We start from the raw sequence: 23,895 nt of genomic DNA on the forward strand, positions 1-23,895 counted from the left end.
ACAGACTTAAGAAGACTATTTTGAAATTTCAAAATAGAGTAACTCATCGCCATCAATTTCAATTTTTTTGGTAAACGCTAGACCTAGTTTTTTTAACAATTTTTGAGATGCTATATTATCTTCTACGGTGATAGCTCCTATTTTTGAAAGTTTAAACTCATTAAAAGCAACCTCAACTAATTTACGAGCAGCCTCATACGCATATCCTTTTTTCTCATGTTGCTCCAAAAAAGCAAATCCTATATCTACGCCTTCTAACCCTGAACGATCATATAGACCACAATTACCTAATAAAACTCCGTCTTTATCTCGAACGACCATATAGTTTCCATAGCCTAGCTTTTCAAATTGTGGAGTGATTTTTAAACGTATATAATTTTCGGCCTCTGAGATACTATGCACGTTTCTATCTCCTATGAATTGAAGCCATTTAGGCGAATTTACTAATGAGTAAATAAAAGGTGCATCTGCTACAGTAACGGGTCGTATTGTAAGGCGCTCTGTCGTGAATATTTTGTACATTTCTCAAAGATAGGACACAGTGATTGTCTATTTTAAGTTTTTCTATTTAACAAAAAAAGAGATTTTATCACATTTATACACATACTCTTATGGAATCTTTTTTAGATTTTTTTGAATTTATGCCGGTATGGCAAAATTAACTATGAGTATTATGCAATCAAGGGAAAAAATTTACAATTTTTAGAATGAAGAAAATGAAAATATGTCTAAAAGTTTATTTTGTAAATTTAGACTAGACAAATATTTTATAATTATGAAAAGGAAAGTTTTTCTTAGTATTATTAGTGTTTTTTATATTTCAAAACTTTTGGCTTCTTCTAAGATTTCTTCTAAAGTTGATTCAAAAAAAATCACTGTATTTTGGGATGCCTCCTCATTTGTTGATAATAAAAATTTAAACCTTGAACTTGAATTTCTTGACGCTTATCTCAATGAAGTTTATGACGCAGAAGTAAAATTGGTTGTCTTTTCAAATGAAGTTTTAAATTTTGACTTCTATCCAATCATAAATGGAGACTCATCATCACTTATTAAATATTTGAAGAATATCGTTTATGATGGTGATTCTGTGATTCCAATTGAACATATTAATGGGTGGGCAGATCAATATCTAATATTCACCAATGGACTATCTCTAAATGAAAGTGACTACTCAACTTTTGACGCGCAGATAATAGCTATAAATTCCTCAGATAATGTATCCAGTAAAGTTCTCCACAATTTTGCTTTTAAGAAATTGGGGTATTATTTTGACCTCAGAAAAATAGGCGTTAAGAATATTGTTCAAGATATTATTTCAGATAAAATCATTTTTACGATCTATGAGCCGATTCCTAAAAGCCAAGATGAATTTTTAATTTCTGGATTTTGCTACTCCTACGAGACGGGAGATGTCATTCAAAATTTTGAAATATTTCAAAATGGTAAACTTCAAAATTTTACTATTAATAATCAAGGAATGTTTGAAACAACAGTAAGATTAGGTGATACGCTTACATTTAATAGCCTTGGAAAAAATCAAAAAAAACTTGTAGTTCCAGATAAAGAGTTGCAATATGTTTACTTAACAGAACAAGTGGAAAACCTTGATGAGGTATTACTATCTAGTCGGAAATCTAGTAAATCTAATCTTCAAAAAATTACGGCTTATGGAAAAGTAAGTGAAGAGTCTGTAGGGTATGCTATTGAGACTATAGATAGAGATGATATTTCTGACTCTGCTAGAACTTTAGGAGAAATGATAAGTGGTAAGTTTTCGGGTGTACAACTATTTGATTCTCAGAATTTAGGAAAAGTTATAGTTCGCAATAATCGCAATATTCCGACATTTAGTAAGGGTGATAATAAATTTAAAGCCTATACATCAATTTATCCACTTTTTGTAGTAGATGGTATTCCTCTTAAAAGAAGTACTCCAGATAAAACAGTAGATTATAGTTTCATTAATCCAGATGATGTTAAAAGTATTACTGTACTAAAGGGTTTAGCAGCTACTAACCGATATGGCACACAAGGAAGTGCTGGTGTTTTTCTGATAGAAACTAAATCTAAAAACAAAGTCTACATAAAAGAAAAAACAAGAAGAAATTATACACGTGAACTAAGTATTTTTTCAGGAGATTTGAGCATTATTGATATTAAAACTAGCACAAAATATGTTGATAGACTTATGCATAAAAATATCAACACTTCTTATCAAAACTATTTAAAATATAAAGATGAATTTAAAGAAGATCCTCGATACTTTCTTAATTCTTCAGAATTTTTCCATAAGAATAAGAAATATGGCATAGCAAAAAGAATATTATCTAATATTCTTGTATATCATAAGGATCAATTATCTGTTTTACGTGTCGCTGCTTTTATCTTTAGAAAAAGAAATAATCATAGTGAGGCTTTAAAAATATATGAACGTATTTTAAAATTGAGTCCATACGAATCACAAAATTATCTAGATTTTGCAAAGGCACTTGGTAATGCAAACAAAAATAAAGAAGCAATAACCTTATTTCAAAAAATTCTAGACGGAAGCGCAAATTTAGAAATTGATTTTAGTAATCTTAGGCCTCAAATAGTATATGCATATAAAAAGTTATTAAATAAAAGAAACGGCTCTTGGGATACATCTAGCATTCCAAAAAATTATCTAAATGCAGCCTATCAGAAACTACGATTAGAAATTGAATGGACAAGTTACGATGATAGGTTTAGACTAAACATCGTAAGTCCAAATAAGAAATTATTGTATTGGGACCATACTGAAGAATTGGGATATGATGAGATTCAAAATAATTTAAAGTATGGGGTACTTTCTAAAGTAATAAATATCAACCCTCAGCAATTAGGAGAATATTATTTTGGTATTGAATCAAAGGACAGCCCATTTACTTCTAAAGAATCATTTGCTTTCGTTACAATTTATAAAAATTACGGTAGCCCAAATGAGACAAAAAAACAAAAACTTATTCCTTTGAGTTCTAATAATAATATATTTTTTCTAAAAACAACATTAGCTGTTGACTAAATAATAATGATGGCTTAACAGGTTTTTTTATATTTAGACTTTGGTAAATTATACGTCAAGCATTAGCTTTAATTATTAATGAATTTTCAAAAAAAAAGAATGACTTCAATAAATTAATATTTAATTTTAGGTAAAATAGCGCTATACTCAGCCCATACAAGGTATAAGTATGCTTTCTCACTAGTAAAATAATCACAATCAAAAAGCTACTGTCTCTTAGATCATTATTTATATTAACCTTCCGTAGGTCCCTTAAAGTAAAGACCTCACAGTTTGATGAACTTAAAATTTTTTCTCCCTACATATACTAAAGTAAATCTGTCTCACTAGAGAACATATTAATTACCAGAAGTGTAAAAGAAGACTATTTTATGATTTAATCATACCTATATGAGGGATACCGTCCTCTAAGTATTCTTTACCTACCTCGTAAAAACCTAAGTTATTATAAAACTTTTTGAGATATGTCTGGGCTGAAATTTTAATGGGCTGCTCTTCATAAAAATCATAAATACATTGTATAGAAGCTTCCATGAGATCATAGCCATATGCATGATTACGTTCTTTCTGCTTTACAAGAACACGACCTATACTTGCTTTATCAAAATAAAGTCCTGATTTAAATATACGGGTGTATGCGACTAACTCGTCATCTTTATATCCAAGAATATGGATGGCATCTTGATCTTTATAATCTATATCTTGATAAACACAGTCTTGCTCTACTATAAAAACTTCTGCACGTAATTGCAAAAGCGCATACAATTCCTTTATCGATAAAAACTCAAACTTTTTTATTTTAAAATCGAGCGCAATTTTCTCCATAATCTTGCCGCGAAGCGGTTTTTTTATACTATTTACATGCTATTTTTTCAACTCTAAGCTGGTGACGACCCCCTTCAAAAGGAGTATTTAAAAATGCCTTTACAATAGCTATTGCTTGATTTTCTGAAGTATATCTAGCAGGTATAGCTAGCACATTTGCATTGTTATGCTCACGGGCAAGAATGGCAATTTCTTTTATCCAGCAAAGCGCACCACGTACCCCTTTATGTTTGTTAACACTCATTGCAATACCATTACCACTCCCACAGATAACAATACCAAAATCTACACGACCCTCCTCAATATCTTGAGCTACAGGGTGTCCAAAATCTGGATAGTCTACACTAGCATCACTATCCGTTCCATAGTTTTTTACATTATGTCCTTCTGATTCTAAATAACTTTTTATAGCTACTTTATAACTTGTGCCTGCGTGATCATTACCGATGGAGATTTTCATAGTACGTTTGTTTTACAAACAAAAATAACAAAATGAGATACAGCTATCCTCCTTACGAGGTTTTAATAGTAATATTTAATACGGCTGTCAATACGCTTTCGCGAAAGCGTAAATTAGCATAAGTACCTTTCTACAAGAAGTTTAGATATAGGAAGAATAGCTTAAGGATTTATGAAATAGAGCGTTGTTCATAAGTAGCTTTAGATTGTTTATAGTACTTGTCAATAACTTTTAATCTAAAATGATAACTCTATTTGGATTATAAATTTAAAAACACAATACAGCGCATGGTTATTACAAAGCAAATTTTTCTCTCCCTAAAAGTGAGCAATTTTATGAATAACTTTTGACCATATTTTTAATAAGTTCATAACTTATTTATGATCAATTTTATGTCAATCTAGGTTATTAACAATTGTTAACAGAGATTGCTAAATTCCATAAATTCAGTCAATCAATACACTTTATAAAGTCTCATAATATGTCAATAAGTATCAAAAAGTAATATATGCTAACTTCTATACTTAAAGTTATACCGCTATTCACAGTATATAATAATCATCAATTATTTTTTAAAATTTTAAAGAAAACAAATGTTGTTTATATAGTATGTTGAAAACAATTAAAATTGACAAGACTTATAGATGTAAAAGCAACTGTAATTTTACTTTTAGTAAAATGGTATTTCTAATACTTTTTTTTAAAGATCAACTAGAAAAATAATGGGAAAGAATTTTAGCTGTTTAGAACAGTTGAAGTTTTATAAGTGGTAGAGGTCTGTTGCGCAGGATTCGCTTCAAAACTCGCATTGATATATATGACGAAACCAATTATACCTACTATAAATATTAGGATAAGCAATAGCGTAGTGCTGTAATATTTCTTTGGTATAGCCATAATCTTCAATACTGTAGACAACTTCAGTGTTAAAAGGTTTAACAAAATTAAGATAAATTTAAGAATTACCTAATCTATAACCTTTTTTTTTAGGTAAGCAACTGTTTTTTAGGCTAGTAATTTAAATGAGAACCTAAGCGATCATCGTTTTTTTAAAAATATTCATAATGTAAATTTCAAATCATAACTATTCATACAGCCTATAAATAAATTATTATGTTACTAAAACTTAAAATTTTAACACATATAGATGCATTGAATTATTTAACCCTAATTTTGTATTAGAAATAAATTAAATGAATCAGAAGAAAAGAAGGAGAGGATCAGGCAAAATATCAAACCTCTCAGAAAGAATTATTAAAATTCTAAAGGCAGATCAAAATAAAACATTCAATTATAAGCAAATAGCAGCAAAACTTGATGTTGATGATCCATCTAGCCGAAATCAAATTATAAAAAACTTACAGCAATTAAAGGCAAAAGAACAAATTGTTGAAGAAGGCCGCGGTCAGTTTAAACTCACACCTAATGAAAATTACCACACGGGAATATTAGATGTTTCTGGTAAAGGTGGCGGTTATGTGATGGTAGACGGTTTAGAACAAGATATTTTTATCCCACCTCATCATCTTAATCATGCTTTAAATGGGGATGAAGTTGAAGTTTACGTTTATAAAAAACGTAGAAGCAGTAAGAGCGATGGAGAGATTACAAAAATTATCCAGCGTAAAACTGAGGATTTTGTAGGAGTTGTAAAACTTCAAAAAAACTTCGCCTTTGTAATTACTTCTGAGTCTAACAAAATGTATACAGATGTTTTTGTACCGCTAAGTAATTTAGGAGAAGCAGAAGATGGCGACAAAGTAGTTGTAAAAATTGAGAGCTGGCCAGATAAAGAAGATTCACCAGTAGGAAAAGTTACAAAAGTGCTTGGTAAACCTGGCGAGCACAACACAGAAATCCATTCTATTCTTGCTCAATATGGACTACCCTATGAATTTCCAGCAGAAGTAGAAGAGTTTGCAAATAAAATTGATACCTCTATAAAAGAAAGTGAAATTAAGAAGCGCCGCGACATGCGGGACGTACTCACGTATACAATAGATCCAAAGGATGCAAAAGATTTTGATGATGCCCTAAGTTTCCAAGTACTTGAGAATGGAAATTACGAGATAGGAATCCACATTGCAGATGTAAGCCATTACCTTACACCAGGAACAATACTTGATGATGAGGCTTATGAGCGTGCTACTTCCGTATATCTAGTAGATAGGGTAGTACCAATGTTGCCAGAAATTTTAAGTAACGGTGCGTGTTCTTTAAGACCTCATGAAGAAAAATATACCTTCTCAGCTGTTTTTGAGATGAAGCCCGCTTCCGCGAAAATTGTAAATGAATGGTACGGCCGTACAGTTACTTATAGTGATGCACGTTTTGCCTATGAAGAAGCACAGGCAATCATAGAAAGTAGATCCAAAACTATCCCAGCTGAAGTATCCCTCACAGGTAAGCAATACGATGTTGCCGATGAGTTGGTGGAAGCTACATTAGAACTTGACCGTCTAGCAAAAGTAATGCGTCGCCAGCGTATGAAGGATGGAGCAATTTCATTTGATAAAGTCGAAGTTAAGTTTGATTTAGATGAGGATGCAAATCCTACAGGCGTATTCTTTAAGACCTCAAAAGATGCAAATAAATTGATTGAAGAGTTTATGCTCTTAGCCAATAGAAAAGTATCAGAATTTATAGGAAAACAAACGCCTAAAAAGACATTTGTCTATCGTATACACGATGAGCCAGATGATGAAAAACTAGCGGCTTTAGAAAAAGTGGTGGGCAAATTTGGGTATAAAATGAACCTTAAAGATCGTAAGAGTACAACTGCTTCTCTCAACAGCTTGCTTAGCGACGTACAAGGAAAAAAAGAGCAAAATTTAGTAGATACTTTAGCCATTCGTACCATGAGTAAGGCTATTTATTCCACAGATAATATTGGTCACTACGGACTAGCTTTTGATTATTATAGTCACTTCACATCTCCCATACGCAGGTATCCAGATGTAATGGTTCATAGATTGTTACAACACTATTTAGATGGCGGTAAAAGCGCGAGTGAAGAAAAGTATGAAGAGCGTTGTAAACACTCTTCTGCAATGGAACAACTAGCGACTAAGTCTGAGCGTGATAGTATCAAATACATGCAAGTCAAATTTATGCAAGATCATAAAGATGAAGAGTTTGTAGGCGTTATTTCTGGAGTAACCGAGTGGGGAATTTATGTAGAGATCATTTCAAACAAGTGTGAAGGAATGGTTCGTCTTAAGGATATTAAAGGCGATCATTATGAGTTTGATCAAGACAGCTATTCTGTTATAGGTAAAAAAACAGGATTACAAATAACCTTAGGTGATGAAGTAGTAGTAAAAGTAAAAGAAGCAGATTTAGTTAAGAAGCATCTTGACTTTACTTTGATAGGAGTGAAGGAAGGGTTGAATCAATAATTTATAAAATAAAAGATTTCTGAAACCTAGTGTGTAAACACTAGGTTTTTTTATTACTAATTTTACCAAAAAATTAAGAACAACCCTCACTAATTTTGCGCTTCTTAAGGAATACTAAAATCAACTCCTTACACAAACGAAATGACTACAACTATAGAAAATATTGAGCTTAAATATTTAACGCTTAATGATTATGAAGAGCTTAAAAGTGCCATGATTGAAGCATATTCTAATATGCCAGATATGTATTGGGATGAGAAGCAAATTACCGCGCTTATTGATAAGTTTCAAGAAGGTCAAGTAGTCATAAAAATAGATGGCAAGATAGCAGGTTGTGCATTATCTATAAAACTTAATGAAGCTACTTTTGATGATGTACACACTTACCAAGAGATTACGGGTAATTATAGCTTTAATACACACCAACCTCAAGGAGATATTTTATATGGGATTGATGTATTTATCAAAAAAGAATACAGAGGTCTTAGGCTAGGGAGAAGATTGTACGATTACCGTAAAGAACTATGTGAAGAACAAAATTTAAAAGGAATCTTATTCGGTGGACGTATTCCTAATTATCATAAACATGCAGCTTCAATAACTCCTAAAGAATACATAGAAAAGGTAAAACGCAAGGAAATACACGACCCTGTTTTAAACTTTCAGATCAATAATGACTTTCACCCAGCAAAAATCTTAAAGGGATATCTCCCTGGAGATGGTGACTCGGGTGAATTTGCTGTATTATTAGAATGGAATAATATTTACTACGAGAAAAAGTCTGAAGTTGCCGCTACTCAGAAAAAGGTAGTACGCCTAGGTTTGATACAATGGCAAATGCGTTTGTATAAAGACCTAGAAGAATTAATGCAGCAAGCAGAATATTTTGTAGATGCTGTTTCTGGATATCGCTCAGATTTTGCCTTATTTCCAGAATTCTTTAATGCGCCATTAATGGCAGAAAATAATCACTTGCCAGTTTCTGAAGCAATACGAGAACTGGCAAAGCATACAGAAGAAATTAAAAATAGATTCTCTCAACTGGCAATCTCTTATAATATAAATATCATTACGGGAAGTATGCCAGAAGTAGTAGATGATCTATTGTACAACGTGGGATATCTATGCAGGAGAGACGGTTCTACAGAACGTTATGAGAAACTACATGTGACACCAGACGAGGCAAAAGTATGGGGTATGCAAGGAGGATCTAAACTGCATTCTTTTGATACCGATTGTGGTAAGATAGGCATCTTAGTATGCTATGATTCAGAATTTCCAGAACTAAGTAGAATACTTGCAGATGATGGCATGGATATTCTTTTTGTTCCATTCTTAACAGATACTCAAAATGGTTACTCACGTGTACGTAATTGTGCTCAGGCAAGAGCTATTGAGAATGAATGTTACGTGGCCATTGCAGGAAGTGTTGGCAATTTACCTAAAGTGCACAATATGGATATCCAGTATGCACAATCAATGGTATTTACACCCTGTGACTTTTCATTTCCAGCAAACGGAATTAAGGCTGAGGCAACCCCTAATACAGAAATGATCCTCATTGCAGATTGTGATATAGATCTACTACGTAATCTCAATCAATTTGGAGCTGTAAAGAATCTTAGAGATAGGCGTAAAGACCTATTTGAGTTGAGAAGAAAATAATTTTATAGGGACTGGTTACGCTTTCGCGAAAGCGTAAAACAATTAATTAAATTTATATTCATCATATCAAAGTGTAACATTTCAAAAACACTAGGGTCTTTAAAGAAAGATAACTTATGAAAACATTATATACCTACATTGCGCTACTCATAACCTCAATTGTAGTAGCTCAAAATCCTATCACAAAGAATGTTGGTGACTTCACAGAGGTAAAAGTATACGACCGTATCGTTGTTAATTTAGTAAAATCAGATCAAAATAAGGTAGTCATTTCTGGAGAAGATGCAAGCCAAGTAAATGTGGTAAACGTTCAAGGTGTTCTCAAAGTAAAAATGGACTTTGATCTTATTTTTGATGGAAATAAAACGTTTGTACATGTTTACTACAATAATCTAGAAGTAATAGATGGAAATGAAGGTGCTGTGATAACATCAAATGAGCTTATTATTCAAGACCGTATTGAAATTAAGATGCAAGAAGGTGCGGTAATAAAAGTAGGCTTAGAAGTGAAAGAGGCTTTTTTAAGAGCAGTAACTGGAGGGGTTATAGAAGCTAGTGGACAAGCTATTGTACAAAAAGTAAAAGTAAACACAGGCGGTAGGTACGAAGGAAGAGAATTACAAACGGAAACGGCAGAGATATTTGTACAAGCTGGAGGCGTAGTAGAGGCATATGCTAGCAAGCTTGCAGACCTTACGATACGAGCTGGTGGTGATATAGATATCTATGGTAAACCTGCAGAGGTAAAACGTAAAAGAACCTTTGGAGGGCGTATACGTATTATGTAAATCTTACACATCAATCATTTATTTATAAGGATAATTACACTCGTAGTTATCCTTTTCTTATTTGTAGTATGCTTTTACCTAACTTTGTGTAAACGACAGCGACATATATGTTTCAAGATTTACATACAGCGATTCCTTTAGGCTTTTTTCTAGCATTTTTAATAGGACCCGTATTTTTTGTACTTCTGGAAACTGCCGCAACAAAAGGATTTAGAGCAGCTTTCACGTTTGATTTGGGAGTTGTTACAGCAGATATTCTTTTTATTATAGTAGCCTATTTAAGTAGTTATCAGCTTCTTGAAAATTTAAGTAATCAGCCTGGATTATACGTTTTTGGAGGAGCGATCCTTATAGTTTATGGACTTACAACTTATCTTAAAAAACCTACTCGAGATGCTATAGATCCTAGTAGAACAAAAATTAAGAAAGGGGGGTATGCACAATTATTTGCTAAGGGGTTCCTGCTTAATTTTATCAATATAGGGGTGTTAGTTTTCTGGTTAGGAATTTTAATCATCATAGGTCCTACGGTAGAAAATGATCAAAATAGATTGTTGGGATTTTTTACGGTGATGATTGCTACTTATTTAATAACAGATATAGGTAAAATTGCACTTGCTAAACAACTTAAAAAATACCTTACGCCACGTCGTATTTTTAAAGTAAAAAAACTCTTAGGGCTCGTACTTATTTTATGTGGTTTGATACTCGTAACAAAAGGATTTATTCCATCTGACGAGTTTAATATACAACAAGAGATGGAACGTTTTAAGACAGTTCCAGAAATAACCCCTGATAGTATTACTTAGAAATTTATAAAAAAATCACGCAGATGACCTCTTTAAGAACTGTTTTTTAGAGAATCTTCACAGTAAACATTACTATTTGTATGAGTAATCTTTAAAAAGTAATATATTTGCATCCCGTAACTGGTATCGTGGCCGAGTGGCTAGGCAGTGGTCTGCAACACCATCTACAGCGGTTCGAATCCGCTCGATACCTCTAAAAAAGGAACAACTCTCAGTTGTTCCTTTTTTTATGCATTGTATTTATTTTACTTTAGTACGTTCTACAGTAACCCTTTCTACATCACCTCCTATAGGTGGATTGAGCTTAGAGACGGAAACAGTAGCTTCTTGAATGAGCGCTTCCTCATCAAAAAATCGTACAAGTATACGCTCACAAACAGTTTCTAGTAGGGCAGAGGGTATAGCCATTTCCTCTTTCACAATACGATTAAGCAACACATAATCAACAGTGTCAGATAATTTATCAGAGCGTGCGCTCTTAGAAAGTTCTGCTGTTATCTCAACATCTACATTGTAGTCTGAGCCTATAGCAGTTTCTTCACTTAAACAACCATGGTAGGCGTACACACGAATGTTAGTAACTCTTATTTTTCCCATGTTTAATAGCTAATGATTAAAGATGTAAAAATACTCATTAGGAGTTATGATGTGATAATAATGACTTTTTCTAAGATGTAAAAAAGTCAAAAACATTACTCAATGCAGAAGTTTTTGTCTTGTAAAATTCTGTGTAGGTACATCTTGAGCATGTAACAGAAGTAAATTTTTTGTTTTGAACATCAAAAATTTTAGAGAGTGTTCCTCCTGTAGCTCTCATTTGATCTGTAGTATATGAAGTATTAGCGCATTTAGGGCAAGTGTAATTTACATTTTTCATAAAATCATTTTTTGATAGGTAGTATTCTTAAGTCTTTTGTTACATCTATAGACTGTGGAGTGCACCTTACGGTGCTTATTTTAGTAAATTTGTGCTCTATATCATTTTAATCTATGAGCGATACACACAAATCATTGAATTTTTTAGAACAAATTGTTGAAGAAGATTTAGCCGGATCTTATACAAGAGATGATTTACGATTTAGATTTCCACCAGAACCTAATGGCTATTTACACATAGGACATTGTAAAGCGATTTGCATTAGTTTTGGTTTAGGAGAGCGTTATGGTGCGCCAGTTAACTTAAGATTTGATGATACAAATCCCGCAAAAGAAGAGCAAGAATATGTAGATGCTATAAAAGAAGACGTCTCATGGCTTGGTTATGAATGGGATACTGTACGATTTTCTAGTGATTACTTTCAACAATTGTATGATTGGACTATTCAGTTAATTAAAGATGGTAAAGCTTATGTAGATTCACAATCGAGTGAAGCTATGGCAGAACAGAAAGGGACGCCTACGCAACCAGGAATAGCTGGACCCTACCGTGATCGTACTGTAGAAGAAAACCTTGATTTATTTTCTAGAATGAAGGCTGGAGAATTTAAAGAAGGTGCACATGTGCTAAGGGCAAAGATAGATATGCAACACGTAAATATGTTAATGCGTGATCCTATCATCTATCGTGTATTACATAAAGATCACCATCGCACTGGAAGTGATTGGGTGGTATATCCTATGTATGACTGGACACACGGGCAGAGTGATTACATCGAACAAATTTCACACAGTTTATGCTCCTTAGAATTTAAGCCACACAGAGAGCTTTATAATTGGTTTTTAGATCAAGTATATACTGGTAAAGATTTGAGACCAAAGCAGCGCGAGTTTGCCCGTCTAAATCTCAACTACACCATCATGAGTAAGCGCAAGCTTCTCAAATTAGTAGAGGAGGGCGTGGTTTCTGGTTGGGATGATCCTCGTATGCCTACAATTTCTGGTTTACGCCGTAGAGGTTACACACCAGCCTCTATAAGAAATTTTATTGATGCGGTAGGTGTTGCAAAAAGAGAGAATGTGATTGACGTTGCTTTATTGGAGTTCCACATACGTGAAGATCTCAACAAGATAGCACCTAGAGTAATGGCAGTTCTTGATCCCATAAAATTGGTCATTACAAATTATCAAGATGATAAAGAAGAATGGCTAGACGCAGAGAACAACCCAGAAGATGAAAGTGCAGGAGAACGCAAAGTGCCATTTAGTAAAGAGCTTTATATTGAGCGTGAAGACTTCAAGGAAAATGCAGGGAGTAAGTACTTTCGCTTGACATTAGGTAAAGAAGTCCGTCTAAAGAATGCGTATATCATAAAAGGGGAGAAGGTAGTAAAAGATAATGACGGTACTATCATAGAGATACACTGTACTTATGATCCAGAAAGTAGATCTGGCAGCGGTACAGAGGCCTCTAAACGCAACGTAAAAGGTACGCTACACTGGGTATCTGTTAAGCATGCAGTAGAGGCAGAGGTAAGATTATTTGATAGACTGTTTAGTGATGAGAACCCAGACGGTCATGAGGATAAAGACTTTATGGAATTTATCAATCCAGACAGCCTTAAAATTATTACGGGATATCTTGAGCCTAGTCTTAAGGAAGCTCAAGTTGGGGATATTTTCCAGTTCCAGCGTAAAGGATACTTCAATGTTGACAAAGAAAGTAGTTCAGATAAACTAGTATTTAATAGAACGGTAGGCTTGAGAGATTCTTGGGCAAAAATAAAGCCAAAACAACCTCAAAAGCAGCCCGCTAAACAAGTACAACAGCAAGCATCACCGCTTTCAACAATAAATAAATTGGGTAAGAAATTAGCCAATTTGCCTGATGCCAAACGAATTAGTACAATTGCAGATATCCAGAATTATGCGATTAAACTTTCTGAAGAGGAAGTAAAAAGTTTCTTTAATACAGCAGCAAAGAAAATAGGAACTAGAATTGCGGGGGTGGAGAGTTTATACGCTTTCGCGAAAGCGCAACAAAAACAAATTTCTGAGATAGAAGGCGCCGAAGAGTTCATTGCCAAAGCCAAAGAAGATACAAACGAGTTATTACAAGAGGCAGCTTCAAAATTTTAATAGAAATCTATGTTCCTTTTAACGTAAATTAAGACAATAGTTACCTTTGATGCTCAAACCCAGTTTTTTTAACAAAGTTTAGGACTTAACTTATAAGATATTAACCGGTTATTAACGGAGAAGGTGTAGGCTTAAAAATATCTTTGATGTTCACTAATTAATAAAAAGAAAATATTATGAGTAAGTCAGGAAATACATTATTAGCATTAGTTTTAGGTGGAGCCATAGGTGCTGCCGCAGGAGTTCTTTATGCTCCAGAAAAAGGCGTAAAAACTAGAAAAGATCTTTCTAAAAAAGCAAGGAAAGAGCAAGAAAAATTAGTACAGCAACTTAAAGAAACTAGAAGTTCTCTTGCTACTAACGCAGAGAAAGCAAAACTTACATTTGAAGAGAAGCTTAATGAAACTATAAACACTGCAAGTCATAAAGCTGATGATGTAATAGGAACATTAGAGTCAAAGCTAGCAGACCTTAGACTACAGAATTCAAAATTACAAACAAGAGCAAAAGTTGATGAATTAAAAGCAAAAGCAGATAAAGCATTATCTTAAGCATCACTAAACCAACCAAGCATTTATGGCTTTTGAAAAACTAACGAATAACCTTAAGGGACTAACAGATAATGGTCAAGAGTATGCAAATCATACTGCAGAGTATTATAAACTAAGTCTTTTTAAGAATGGAATGAAGGGACTTATAGGCGCAGCAAACTTAGGTATGCGAGTAACTATAGCTCTTATCTCATTAGTATTTATATCAATTGGTATAGCTATTGTTATAAACGAATCCTTAAATAGCTTAAGTGCTGGATATTTTATCGTAGGCGCATTTTACTTCCTAGTTTTTATTTTAGTTTTTGTTTTTGCAGCAAAACCTGTGGAGCGCATGCTCTTAACTAAGTTTAGTAAAATTGCATTTAGTAATCATACACCAGATGAGGTAATGCCAGAAGAAACCACAAAACCTTTTATTGATGAGAATATATAACAATTTTGATCAGATTGAACATGATTTAAAAATTCTCAAGCTTAAAAGACAAATAAGTGAAGAAGAATTAAGATTAAATTTTAAAGGGGCAAAAGGCGGAGTAAACCTTGGTCTTTCCCCGGTATCCACTTTAGGTAGTATGGTTGGTTCCATTCTCCAAAAAGCTGCAGTAGCTAAGTTATTGAGCGTCATTTTCGGTTATAAAAGAGTTAAAGAAGTACCTAACTCTAGTATTAAGAAAAAACACGACTATTAAAGATTATTGATTCAAACAAAAAGCCCGAGGTGATTTTCACTCCGGGCTTTTTGTTTTAGCAAAATTCAAATATTATTCTTCGTCAAGATTGTTTTTATCCTTCTTTCTGTTAACAATACCTTTTGCTTCGTTATCCTTTTTCATTTGTTCCCCAATTTGATTAGAAGCGACAAAAGAAGTGATCATATCATTAAGCATATTGCTACCTGCTTGAGGTGAGTTAGGCATCAATATTAGATTAGAATTAGTCTGTTCGCCCATTGATTGTAAGGTATCATAATGCTGTGTAACAACAATTAATGCAGACGCCTCTTGTGAGTTGATACCCACATTATTAAGAACGTCTACAGACTCCTCTAGACCTCGAGCAATCTCACGGCGTTGGTCTGCTATACCTTGTCCTTGTAATCTTTTAGACTCTGCCTCTGCACGTGCTTTTGCTACAATCTTGATACGATCTGCTTCTGCTTCAAACTCTGCAGCTACTTTCTCACGCTCTGCTGCATTAATACGGTTCATAGCAGCCTTTACCTGCAAATCCGGATCAATGTCTGTTACAAGTGTTTTAATGATGTCAAAACCATAATTTGACATTGCTTCATTTAATTCACGCTTTACAGCGATAGCAATATCATCTTTACGCTCAAAAACGTCATCTAATTTCATTTTAGGCACCTCTGCACGTACAACATCAAATACGTAAGATGTAATTTGATCTTGTGGGTTTTCAAGTTTATAAAAGGCATCATAAACATTATCCCTAACTACTTGAAATTGTACTGAAATCTTGAGTCTCACAAAAACATCATCTTTCGTTTTTGTTTCAACAACAACATCTAATTGCTGTATTTTTAAATTAATCCGGCCAGCAATTTTATCAAAAATGGGTATTTTAAATTGTAAACCCGAATTACGAACGCCTATAAATTTTCCAAAGCGCTCTACAACAGCAGCTGTTTGTTGTTTGACCATGAATATTCCAGATATAATTATTAATATAGCTAGAAAAATTAAAACTGGTAGTACTATTTGTCCCATAATGAGTTATTTAAGTTTGTGGAGGTTTTACTTTAGTTCTTAAATATATGTCTACATTATCGATAAAATGTAACAGTTAACCTAATAATTTGATTCAGATCTAAAAGTTATTTTATCTTTCAGATGTTGTTTTCCTTAAATTCCATTAAAAAAAATACGAATGAAATACGTTAACTTACTTCTGTTTCTATTATTTTCAATAACACTAGCAGCTCAAGGCGCTTCAGGAAGTGGTAATTATAACCGCATAGGTTTGCAAGGGAGAATTGCACTATTAGATATAAACACTTCAGATTTTCAATCAGAAAAAGATGTAGGTTTTATAGCAGGTCTAACCACTAGAGGAAGAATTTATAACGATTTTAGTATGGTCTATGGTATTGACTTTCTGAGTTCATCTGTTAATATACAAACCATAGCTTTAGGAGAAACCCAATCAGAAGATACGAGGTTTAATGTTATAGGCGCACAGCTTAATTTATTACTCAGTTATAATCTCATTGACAAACACCTAGCGATAGATTTTGGGCCAGCGTTACTTATTAACGGTAAAATGAAGGTGGACGGTACAAGCCAAGAAAATAATATAGTCTCTGGATATACAACATTAACAGCTAGTGATATTCAAGAAATTTCACGTATAAATGGTTTTGGTGTAGTAGGGCTAACAGGAGGTTTTGAGCGGGTAAGACTCATATTGCAATATCAGTATGGCTTTACAAATATTTTAAATAATCTAAACAAACAAGGACTTCTCAGTGTAGATCCACAAGCAACAGGATTTAAAGGTACTGCATCCATACTATCTGCTGGACTAGTATTTTATTTATAAAAGTTCTTACAAAGAAAAAAGATGCACTAGTACAATGCATCTTTTTAGCTCTCTATTATAGTACATTAACTTAAGCGCTGTATCGCGTAGTTAATGCGGTCAAGTGTTTCCTGTTTACCAATGGTAGTGGCTATTTCGAAAACGTCAGGTCCTTGCATAGAACCTACTAGACTTAATCTCAATGGTTGCATAACTTTACCAAAGCCCAGCCCTTTATCAACAATCCATTCTTTGATAGCTGTTTGTACATCTATTGTAGTAAAGTTTGAGACATTATCTAGTATAATAACTACTTCATTCATTATAGCAGCAGTATCTTCTTTCCAGGCTTTTTTAACGGCTTTAACGTCAAAATCCTTTGGTGATTGGTAAAAAAAACTTCCAAGTTTCCAAAAATCATCTATAAATACTGTTCGCTCTTTAAGTAGATGAACAACTTTTGAAGTAAACGCTTTTGAAGCTTTTATTCCTATGCTATCTAAATATGTTATATAAGAATCAGTTATAATTTCATTATCAGATAATTGCATATACTGTTGTTGAAACCACTTAGTCTTTTCTGGGTCAAATTTTGCACCTGCTTTATTCACTTTATGTAGATCAAAAGCTTTAACAAGCTGCTGTAATGTAAAAATCTCTTGTTCAGTACCTGGATTCCAGCCCAAAAAAGCAAGCATATTAACGACAGCTTCTGGAAAGTAACCATCTTCTCTATATCCCGTAGAAATTTCCTTTTTAAGGGGGTCTACCCATTGAAGAGGGAATACTGGAAACCCTAATTTATCTCCATCACGCTTACTTAGTTTTCCTTTACCTACAGGTTTGAGAATAAGCGGTAAATGGGCAAAAATAGGAGCTTGCCATTTAAAAGCATCGTATAATAATTGGTGCAAGGCAAGAGACGGCAACCATTCCTCACCACGAATTACGTGTGTAATTTTCATTAAATGGTCATCTACAACATTAGCCAGGTGATAGGTAGGCATACCATCTGATTTGAAAAGAACTTTATCATCTAAGATATTTGTATCTATTTCCATATTACCTCTAATCTCATCTTGTAATTGCAAGCGGTGATCTTGCGGAGATTTAAAGCGTATTACATAGGCTTCACCGTTGTCGATACGTTGCTGTGTTTCTTCTGTAGATATCACGAGAGAATTATCTAGCTTTAAACGATTGTGCCAGTTATATATAAATGTCTTGCCTTTTGCCTCATGATCTTTGCGGTGATCATCTAAGCTAGCTGCAGTGTCAAACGCATAATAAGCATTTCCAGAAGCGATAAGCTCTTGAGCATAAGCTTCGTATTTATCTTTACGTTCGCTTTGTCTATAAGGTCCAAACCCACCATCTTTAGTGGGTCCCTCATCATAAGAAATACCACACCAGTCTAAGCTCTCTCTTATATAATCTTCAGCGCCAGGCACGTACCTGTTTTGGTCGGTATCTTCAATACGAAGTATAAAAGTACCACCATATTTTTTTGCAAATAAATAATTGAAAAGAGCTGTACGTACACCACCTATATGTAAGGGTCCAGTAGGAGAAGGTGCAAATCGCACTCTAACATTTTGAGACATAATATTAAATTTTGTACAAAGATACTTTTACGGGGTCAAAAATATTGACCTTTAGTCTTGAAAGTTTTTAGCTTTCGCGAAAGCGTATTTTGTTCAATAAAACTTCGCTAATGAGGTAACTGATCTTTAGGAATTCTTTTATTCATAATGCTGAACCATAGTGGAGGAACCAAAGATAATACCATGCTGGTAGGATATCCATACGGTAATTGTGGACTCACATCGTGATAGTCCAATAGCTGATATTTCTTACTTGCACGGTAATGGTGGTCGCTATGTCTGGTAAGCTCATATAACAATATTCTTCCAAAGATATGATTGCTATTCCAAGAATGTACCTCGCGTACACGCTCATAGCGACCACTAGCAGTTTTATTACGTTTTAAACCATAATGTTCTATATAATTTATGGTTTCTAGTAGTAGAAAACCAGCAATGGCTGCACATATAACAATAACTACCCCTTGTGTCCCAAAGAACCAATATGAAGTCGCTAAGTAACTCCCTTGTATCAAGAGGTACCATAACATATCATTTTTGATTGAGAAGAACGAATCATTAGACCGATGCAATAAATTCATTTGTATTTTCCATGAATTTAGATATTGTTTATATACAGATGAAATCCAAAAAGCGTATACCGTTTGCTTATACTTTGCTGTTGCAGGATCTTTAGGTGTACCTACATTGAGATGATGACCATGATTATGTTCTATAAAAAAATGCATGTATAGGGCAGGCAGTAAAAGTAATTTCCCCATAAACTGTTCTATCTTTGTCTTTCTATGACCCAGTTCATGCGCTACATTTATACCGTTTGAACCTATTACAATACCGCAAGAAAAGACGAGCCCTATCACCTCAGTAAGTGTTAGTTCATGATTTGCAACAGTTTGAAGTGTTAAGAGAAGGGTTCCATAGACAATTATAAGATTGAGGTATAAAAGGGCATCTGTCCAATGTAAGTTCTTTTTAGGTTCTTTTTCAACTTCAGTTATATTGATTGTATTCACTGGAAAAATACTCTCTAGTATAGGTACGAGTATAAATACATAAACAGGAGTAAGCCATACAAAAACACCTTGTTGAGTAAGCCCTATAAATGCACAAAGCGGTATGGTATATGCGGTTAGATATTTTAAGTCTTTCATAGCTTTATGAATTTAATAGTAATATATTGAGCATTTAGGGAGTGTAACTGTCAAGGTTTTCTGACTACAAAGTATACTATTTTTAAAACATAATAAAATAGTAATTTAGTTGTTGATTTATAGAAAGGAGAGAAGATGAAAAGATATGAACAAATTGAAAAGAAACTAGAGTCTTTTATTAGTAAGTTTTATATAAACGAACTTCTGAAAGGAATTATTCTGTTTGTTGCATTTGGTGCTCTTTATTTTCTATTTATTCTTTTTGTAGAATATTTTTTATGGTTAAGTCCTGCTGGGAGAACAGTTTTATTTTGGTTATTCATCTTAGTAGAAGTTGGCTTATTTGCTAAATTCATTTTAATACCAATATTGAGACTTTTCAAGATATCAAAAGGTATTAATTATACTGATGCCGCAGATATAATAGGCAACTATTTTCCAGAGGTTAATGACAAATTGGTAAACACTTTACAGCTTAAAAACATTCATCAACACTCCGAACTATCACTAGCTAGTGTGGAACAGAAGTGTAAAGAATTAGAACCCATTCCGTTTAAACTTGCAATAGATCTTAAAAAAAACACCCATTATTTTAAATATGCTTTAATCCCTCTTTTTATATTTCTTTTAGTAAATTATTTAGGACAGGGTAAGGTATTACAATCTAGTTACAATAGAGTTATAAACTATAATAAAGCATACAAAGCACCAGCTCCTTTTAGTTTTTTTATATTAAATGAAAACCTTCAAGGCATAGAAAATACAGATTACGAACTTCACATTCGAACAGTAGGGTCTATCATCCCAGAGGACGTTTCTATCCATTACAATAATGAGGTATATTTTTTACAACAAATTGCTCCTGGTGAATACACCTATGTTTTTGAAAAACCTCTTTCTAATATAGATTTCTATTTAAAAGGTAATAAAGTATTATCTAAAAATTATAGTATCGAGATTGTAAAAGCACCTATTATTACTCAATTTGTGATGGAGCTTAGTTATCCTAATTATACTAAAAAACTTAGCGATAAACTTCAAAATACGGGGAATGCTATTATACCAGAGGGGACAAAAGTAACATGGAATCTAGGAGCACGGGAAACAAGTGAAATAGACTTTATAATAAAAGATAGTGTTCAACCTTTTTCTTTAGAGAATAGGGAAGGAGCCCAATACTCGTTTGACCTCTCACGAAGTATCTTTAACAACACAACCTATGAAATTAGAACAAGTAATGAAAAGCTTAAAAATTATGAGCGTTTAGTGTATACTCTTCAAGTAGTTAAGGATCAATATCCTAAGATAGAACTTAACTCAAAGCGAGATACAATAAATGAGCAACAGCAGTATTTTTATGGAACGGTAAGTGATGATTATGGTTTATCAAAACTACAACTTGTATACTACCCTGAAAATTCTGACAAAAAATTCTATGATCAAATTTCAATTAGTTCTAATAACGTAGATCAATTCGTATATGCTTTTCCCAACAATTTAAATTTAGAAAAAGGGGTTAATTATAATTATTATTTTGAAATTTTTGATAATGACGTTTTACATAATTATAAAAAAACAAAGAGTACTGTATATAGTTTCGTCAAACTCACAAGAGAAGAACTTGAAAAAAAACAATTAGACAATCAGGAGGCTGTAATCAAAAATTTTGATAAGTCATTATCTAAAATTAATGATAGAGAAAAGGAATTACAAGAAATAACTAAGACTCAAAAGGAGAAAGATAAACTTACTTTTAATGATCAAAAAAAGCTTGAAAATTTCTTAAATAGACAGGAGAAACAGGAAGCTTTAATGAAAGATTTTTCGAAGCAGTTAAAACAAAACTTAGAAGAATTTCAAAAGGATAACGATCTCAATGATGAGGATAAAGCACTTCTCAAAGACCGTTTAGAAAGACAAGAAAAAAAGGCAAGAGAAAATGAAAAGTTACTCAAAGAGCTTCAAGAGCTTAGAGAGAAAATGCCAAAAGAAAAACTCTCAGAAAAACTCGAACAATTAGAAAAACAAAATCGTAATAACAAACGAAACCTAGAACAAATGGTTGAACTTACAAAGCGATATTATGTTCAAAAAAAAGCAGAACAAATTACTAATGAACTTGCAAAACTAGCCGAAATCCAAGAAGCACTCAGTAAAAAATCTGGGCCTGAAAACACACAAGAAAAACAAGACCAACTCAATAAAGAATTTCAAAACATCGAAAAATCTTTAACAGCTCTAGAAAAAGAAAATTCTAACCTCAAGAAACCGTTAGACCTTCCTACTGACGAAAAAAAGCAGAAAGAAATAAATGAAGAACAAAAACAAGCCTCTACCAATCTTGATAAGAATAACAGTGAGGGTGGTGACAAAAAAAGCAATATTTCTGAGGCACAAAAAAATCAAAAAAAGGCTGCTTCTAAAATGAAGCAAATGGGCAATGCTATAGCCCAACAAATGCAAATGTCTGGAGAGAAATCCTTAGAAGAAGATGCACAAATGTTACGACAAGTTTTAGATAATCTTCTGGTTTTTAGCTTCGAAGAAGAGGCTATTATGAATGAATTCAGGCGTATTGATGGTAAGAATCCTAATTATGCTGCAAAATTAAAGCGTCAAAATATTTTAAAGCAAAATTTTACACATATAGATGATAGTCTCTATGCCTTAGCCCTTAGGCAACCTAAGCTTGATGAAGTAATAAACGAAGCCTTAGTAGATATAGATTATAATATGGATAAAGCTCTTGAGCGTTTAGCAGAGAGTGAAATTAATCAAGGCGTGAGCAGTCAACAATATGTAGTCAGCGGCGCAAACCAACTCGCAGATTTATTGAGTCAATCTCTAGATGATATGCAAAATGCTATGATGTCTGGAAGTGGTAAAGGTAGTGGTCAAGGAATTCCTCAGCCAGGATCTGGTAGTGGAGGAGGAGAACAACTACCAGATATCATACAAAGCCAAGAACAACTTAATAAGCAAATGTCAAAGGCGACAGCTTCTAATGAAGGATCTAAGGGAAGTTCATCTAGTCAAGGAGGAAAAGATGAAGAGCCTGGCAAAACACCAAGTGCCAATAATGAAAACAACCAAGGAGAAGGTAAAGGCAACGAAGGTATTTCATCCAGCCCAAATAATTCAGCATCTGGTAATAGTAATGAGGGAGATAATCCCAATAATCAAGACGATTATCAACAAGGTTTACTATACGAGATATATAAGCAACAATCTAAACTACGTCAACAACTAGAAGATGCTATCCAGAAGGAAGGAGTAGGTAATGGCGCTCAGCAATTAGTTCGAGACATGGAAAATGTAGAACAACAATTATTGGACAAAGGCTTTTCTAACGAGGTTTTAGAAAAAATGCTTAATCTCAAGCACAAATTATTGAAGTTAGAAAGTGCCACATTACAGCAAGGAGAAGATAAAAAAAGGGAATCTGCAACTAATATATTGGAGTATGACAATAGCCTTAATTCTCTTCTCAACACGGCAAAGCAATATTTTAACACTACAGAAATTTTAAGTAGAAAAGCACTGCCCATTAAAGAAGAATATAAAAAGAAAATTCAAGATTATTTCCAAGAAACTGATGATAGAATTTAATAGTACAAACGAATTTCAAATAGTCAATCCGGAGCGCATTATTCTATGGTTGTCAAATGTAATTATCTCTGAAAAAAAGGATATTGGCGAGATTAATTTTATATTCTGTGATGACGCCTATTTACATAAACTTAATGTTGATTTTCTGAACCACGATACCCTTACTGATATTATAAGTTTTGACTACTCTCAGGGTAATGTTTTAAATGGTGACATCTATATTTCTACACAAAGAGTAGAGGAAAACGCAAGTGATTTTAATGTCTCTTTTAGTGATGAATTATGTCGGGTAATGGTACACGGCATACTGCACTACTGTGGCTACAAGGATAAATTAGAAGAGGAGAAAAAGTTAATGCGTAGCAAGGAAAATTTATACCTAGCCTTAATGGGGTAGTATTTTTCTTACGCCCTCAAAATCATTTAATATCTG

At 33.4% G+C, this 23,895-nt stretch carries 20 protein-coding genes and 1 tRNA gene; 13 read left to right on the forward strand and 8 right to left on the reverse strand.

Annotated elements, in window-relative coordinates; all coding sequences use genetic code 11:
• Window positions 1-15 precede the first annotated feature (15 nt).
• Window positions 16-522 (reverse strand): GNAT family N-acetyltransferase, encoded by a 507-nt coding sequence (locus tag OD90_RS08820; protein ID WP_144668812.1) that lies wholly within the window; start codon window positions 520-522, stop codon window positions 16-18.
• Between the two features lie 253 nt (window positions 523-775).
• Between OD90_RS08820 and OD90_RS08825 the strand changes: the two genes are divergently transcribed.
• The gene (locus OD90_RS08825; RefSeq protein WP_186434738.1) at window positions 776-3,046 is read left to right on the forward strand and encodes a TonB-dependent receptor plug domain-containing protein; all 2,271 of its coding nucleotides are present in this window, start codon (window positions 776-778) and stop codon (window positions 3,044-3,046) included.
• A gap of 369 nt (window positions 3,047-3,415) precedes the next feature.
• On the opposite strand, the gene OD90_RS08830 is transcribed toward OD90_RS08825, so the two are convergent.
• Both OD90_RS08830 and rpiB read right to left on the reverse strand, forming a co-directional pair.
• Window positions 3,416-3,871, reverse strand: coding sequence for a GNAT family N-acetyltransferase (locus OD90_RS08830; RefSeq protein ID WP_144668814.1), 456 nt, complete (start codon window positions 3,869-3,871; stop codon window positions 3,416-3,418).
• Between the two features lie 28 nt (window positions 3,872-3,899).
• Window positions 3,900-4,331 carry a ribose 5-phosphate isomerase B gene (gene rpiB / locus OD90_RS08835; RefSeq protein ID WP_144668815.1) on the reverse strand — a complete coding sequence of 144 codons (432 nt, stop codon included), beginning with the start codon at window positions 4,329-4,331 and terminating at the stop codon, window positions 3,900-3,902.
• A 1,193-nt stretch (window positions 4,332-5,524) separates the two neighbouring features.
• Between rpiB and rnr the strand changes: the two genes are divergently transcribed.
• The 5 genes from rnr to OD90_RS08860 all read left to right on the forward strand — a co-directional run bounded on the left by rnr (window position 5,525) and on the right by OD90_RS08860 (window position 11,184).
• Entirely contained in the window at window positions 5,525-7,729 is a 2,205-nt protein-coding gene (rnr, locus tag OD90_RS08840; RefSeq protein WP_144668816.1) for a ribonuclease R, read from the forward strand.
• Between the two features lie 141 nt (window positions 7,730-7,870).
• Complete coding sequence (locus OD90_RS08845) at window positions 7,871-9,394, forward strand: carbon-nitrogen hydrolase family protein (protein ID WP_144668817.1); 1,524 nt, start codon at window positions 7,871-7,873, stop codon at window positions 9,392-9,394.
• A gap of 116 nt (window positions 9,395-9,510) precedes the next feature.
• Window positions 9,511-10,182, forward strand: a complete 672-nt coding sequence (locus tag OD90_RS08850) for a head GIN domain-containing protein (protein ID WP_144668818.1) — start codon at window positions 9,511-9,513, stop codon at window positions 10,180-10,182.
• A 107-nt stretch (window positions 10,183-10,289) separates the two neighbouring features.
• Complete coding sequence (locus tag OD90_RS08855) at window positions 10,290-10,991, forward strand: LysE family translocator (RefSeq protein WP_144668819.1); 702 nt, start codon at window positions 10,290-10,292, stop codon at window positions 10,989-10,991.
• Window positions 10,992-11,113: 122 nt separating this feature from the next.
• Window positions 11,114-11,184 (forward strand) — tRNA-Cys (locus OD90_RS08860).
• 47 nt (window positions 11,185-11,231) lie between these two features.
• Here OD90_RS08860 and folB read toward each other — a convergent pair.
• Both folB and OD90_RS08870 read right to left on the reverse strand, forming a co-directional pair.
• Window positions 11,232-11,588: a dihydroneopterin aldolase gene (gene folB / locus OD90_RS08865; RefSeq protein WP_144668820.1), complete on the reverse strand. Its 357-nt coding sequence runs from the start codon at window positions 11,586-11,588 to the stop codon at window positions 11,232-11,234.
• Between the two features lie 70 nt (window positions 11,589-11,658).
• Entirely contained in the window at window positions 11,659-11,868 is a 210-nt protein-coding gene (locus OD90_RS08870) for a zinc ribbon domain-containing protein (protein WP_144668821.1), read from the reverse strand.
• Window positions 11,869-11,981: 113 nt separating this feature from the next.
• Between OD90_RS08870 and OD90_RS08875 the strand changes: the two genes are divergently transcribed.
• From OD90_RS08875 to OD90_RS08890, 4 genes are all read left to right on the forward strand, one after another.
• Window positions 11,982-14,006 (forward strand): glutamine--tRNA ligase/YqeY domain fusion protein, encoded by a 2,025-nt coding sequence (locus tag OD90_RS08875; RefSeq protein WP_144668822.1) that lies wholly within the window; start codon window positions 11,982-11,984, stop codon window positions 14,004-14,006.
• A gap of 176 nt (window positions 14,007-14,182) precedes the next feature.
• Window positions 14,183-14,557: a YtxH domain-containing protein gene (locus tag OD90_RS08880; RefSeq protein ID WP_144668823.1), complete on the forward strand. Its 375-nt coding sequence runs from the start codon at window positions 14,183-14,185 to the stop codon at window positions 14,555-14,557.
• 25 nt (window positions 14,558-14,582) lie between these two features.
• On the forward strand, window positions 14,583-14,993 hold the full coding sequence (locus OD90_RS08885; RefSeq protein ID WP_144668824.1) for a phage holin family protein: 411 nt from the start codon (window positions 14,583-14,585) through the stop codon (window positions 14,991-14,993).
• Window positions 14,980-15,249: a hypothetical protein gene (locus OD90_RS08890; RefSeq protein WP_144668825.1), complete on the forward strand. Its 270-nt coding sequence runs from the start codon at window positions 14,980-14,982 to the stop codon at window positions 15,247-15,249. The genes OD90_RS08885 and OD90_RS08890 overlap by 14 nt, the downstream gene beginning before the upstream one ends.
• A gap of 72 nt (window positions 15,250-15,321) precedes the next feature.
• On the opposite strand, the gene OD90_RS08895 is transcribed toward OD90_RS08890, so the two are convergent.
• A complete protein-coding gene (locus tag OD90_RS08895; protein WP_144668826.1) occupies window positions 15,322-16,287 on the reverse strand; it encodes an SPFH domain-containing protein in 966 nt (321 codons plus the stop codon).
• Between the two features lie 160 nt (window positions 16,288-16,447).
• Here OD90_RS08895 and OD90_RS08900 point away from each other — a divergent pair, with 160 nt between their 5' ends.
• Complete coding sequence (locus tag OD90_RS08900; RefSeq protein ID WP_144668827.1) at window positions 16,448-17,119, forward strand: hypothetical protein; 672 nt, start codon at window positions 16,448-16,450, stop codon at window positions 17,117-17,119.
• A gap of 65 nt (window positions 17,120-17,184) precedes the next feature.
• Here the strand turns inward: OD90_RS08900 and gltX are convergent, their stop codons facing one another.
• Both gltX and OD90_RS08910 read right to left on the reverse strand, forming a co-directional pair.
• Complete coding sequence (gene gltX / locus OD90_RS08905) at window positions 17,185-18,702, reverse strand: glutamate--tRNA ligase (protein ID WP_144668828.1); 1,518 nt, start codon at window positions 18,700-18,702, stop codon at window positions 17,185-17,187.
• A 107-nt stretch (window positions 18,703-18,809) separates the two neighbouring features.
• Window positions 18,810-19,853 (reverse strand): alkane 1-monooxygenase, encoded by a 1,044-nt coding sequence (locus tag OD90_RS08910; RefSeq protein ID WP_144668829.1) that lies wholly within the window; start codon window positions 19,851-19,853, stop codon window positions 18,810-18,812.
• Between the two features lie 135 nt (window positions 19,854-19,988).
• Between OD90_RS08910 and OD90_RS08915 the strand changes: the two genes are divergently transcribed.
• The gene (locus OD90_RS08915) at window positions 19,989-23,462 is read left to right on the forward strand and encodes a DUF4175 family protein (protein WP_144668830.1); all 3,474 of its coding nucleotides are present in this window, start codon (window positions 19,989-19,991) and stop codon (window positions 23,460-23,462) included.
• The gene (gene ybeY / locus OD90_RS08920; protein WP_144668831.1) at window positions 23,449-23,859 is read left to right on the forward strand and encodes an rRNA maturation RNase YbeY; all 411 of its coding nucleotides are present in this window, start codon (window positions 23,449-23,451) and stop codon (window positions 23,857-23,859) included. Before OD90_RS08915 ends, ybeY begins: the two co-directional genes overlap by 14 nt.
• Window positions 23,860-23,895 lie beyond the last annotated feature (36 nt).

It is taken from the genome of Dokdonia sp. Hel_I_53, assembly GCF_007827465.1.
Taxonomy (GTDB): Bacteria; Bacteroidota; Bacteroidia; order Flavobacteriales; family Flavobacteriaceae; genus Dokdonia.

Bases quoted from the DNA above. Each gene is read 5' to 3' on its own strand.
- OD90_RS08825 (WP_186434738.1), top strand. From the start codon at position 776: ATGAAAAGGAAAGTTTTTCTTAGTATTATTAGTGTTTTTTATATTTCA.
- OD90_RS08830 (WP_144668814.1), bottom strand. From the start codon at position 3,871: ATGGAGAAAATTGCGCTCGATTTTAAAATAAAAAAGTTTGAGTTTTTA.
- OD90_RS08875 (WP_144668822.1), top strand. From the start codon at position 11,982: ATGAGCGATACACACAAATCATTGAATTTTTTAGAACAAATTGTTGAA.
- folB (WP_144668820.1), bottom strand. From the start codon at position 11,588: ATGGGAAAAATAAGAGTTACTAACATTCGTGTGTACGCCTACCATGGT.
- OD90_RS08910 (WP_144668829.1), bottom strand. From the start codon at position 19,853: ATGAAAGACTTAAAATATCTAACCGCATATACCATACCGCTTTGTGCA.
- ybeY (WP_144668831.1), top strand. From the start codon at position 23,449: ATGATAGAATTTAATAGTACAAACGAATTTCAAATAGTCAATCCGGAG.
- OD90_RS08850 (WP_144668818.1), top strand. From the start codon at position 9,511: ATGAAAACATTATATACCTACATTGCGCTACTCATAACCTCAATTGTA.
- OD90_RS08870 (WP_144668821.1), bottom strand. From the start codon at position 11,868: ATGAAAAATGTAAATTACACTTGCCCTAAATGCGCTAATACTTCATAT.
- OD90_RS08845 (WP_144668817.1), top strand. From the start codon at position 7,871: ATGACTACAACTATAGAAAATATTGAGCTTAAATATTTAACGCTTAAT.
- rpiB (WP_144668815.1), bottom strand. From the start codon at position 4,331: ATGAAAATCTCCATCGGTAATGATCACGCAGGCACAAGTTATAAAGTA.
- OD90_RS08820 (WP_144668812.1), bottom strand. From the start codon at position 522: ATGTACAAAATATTCACGACAGAGCGCCTTACAATACGACCCGTTACT.
- OD90_RS08855 (WP_144668819.1), top strand. From the start codon at position 10,290: ATGTTTCAAGATTTACATACAGCGATTCCTTTAGGCTTTTTTCTAGCA.
- OD90_RS08880 (WP_144668823.1), top strand. From the start codon at position 14,183: ATGAGTAAGTCAGGAAATACATTATTAGCATTAGTTTTAGGTGGAGCC.
- OD90_RS08895 (WP_144668826.1), bottom strand. From the start codon at position 16,287: ATGGGACAAATAGTACTACCAGTTTTAATTTTTCTAGCTATATTAATA.
- gltX (WP_144668828.1), bottom strand. From the start codon at position 18,702: ATGTCTCAAAATGTTAGAGTGCGATTTGCACCTTCTCCTACTGGACCC.
- OD90_RS08890 (WP_144668825.1), top strand. From the start codon at position 14,980: ATGAGAATATATAACAATTTTGATCAGATTGAACATGATTTAAAAATT.
- rnr (WP_144668816.1), top strand. From the start codon at position 5,525: ATGAATCAGAAGAAAAGAAGGAGAGGATCAGGCAAAATATCAAACCTC.
- OD90_RS08885 (WP_144668824.1), top strand. From the start codon at position 14,583: ATGGCTTTTGAAAAACTAACGAATAACCTTAAGGGACTAACAGATAAT.
- OD90_RS08900 (WP_144668827.1), top strand. From the start codon at position 16,448: ATGAAATACGTTAACTTACTTCTGTTTCTATTATTTTCAATAACACTA.
- OD90_RS08915 (WP_144668830.1), top strand. From the start codon at position 19,989: ATGAAAAGATATGAACAAATTGAAAAGAAACTAGAGTCTTTTATTAGT.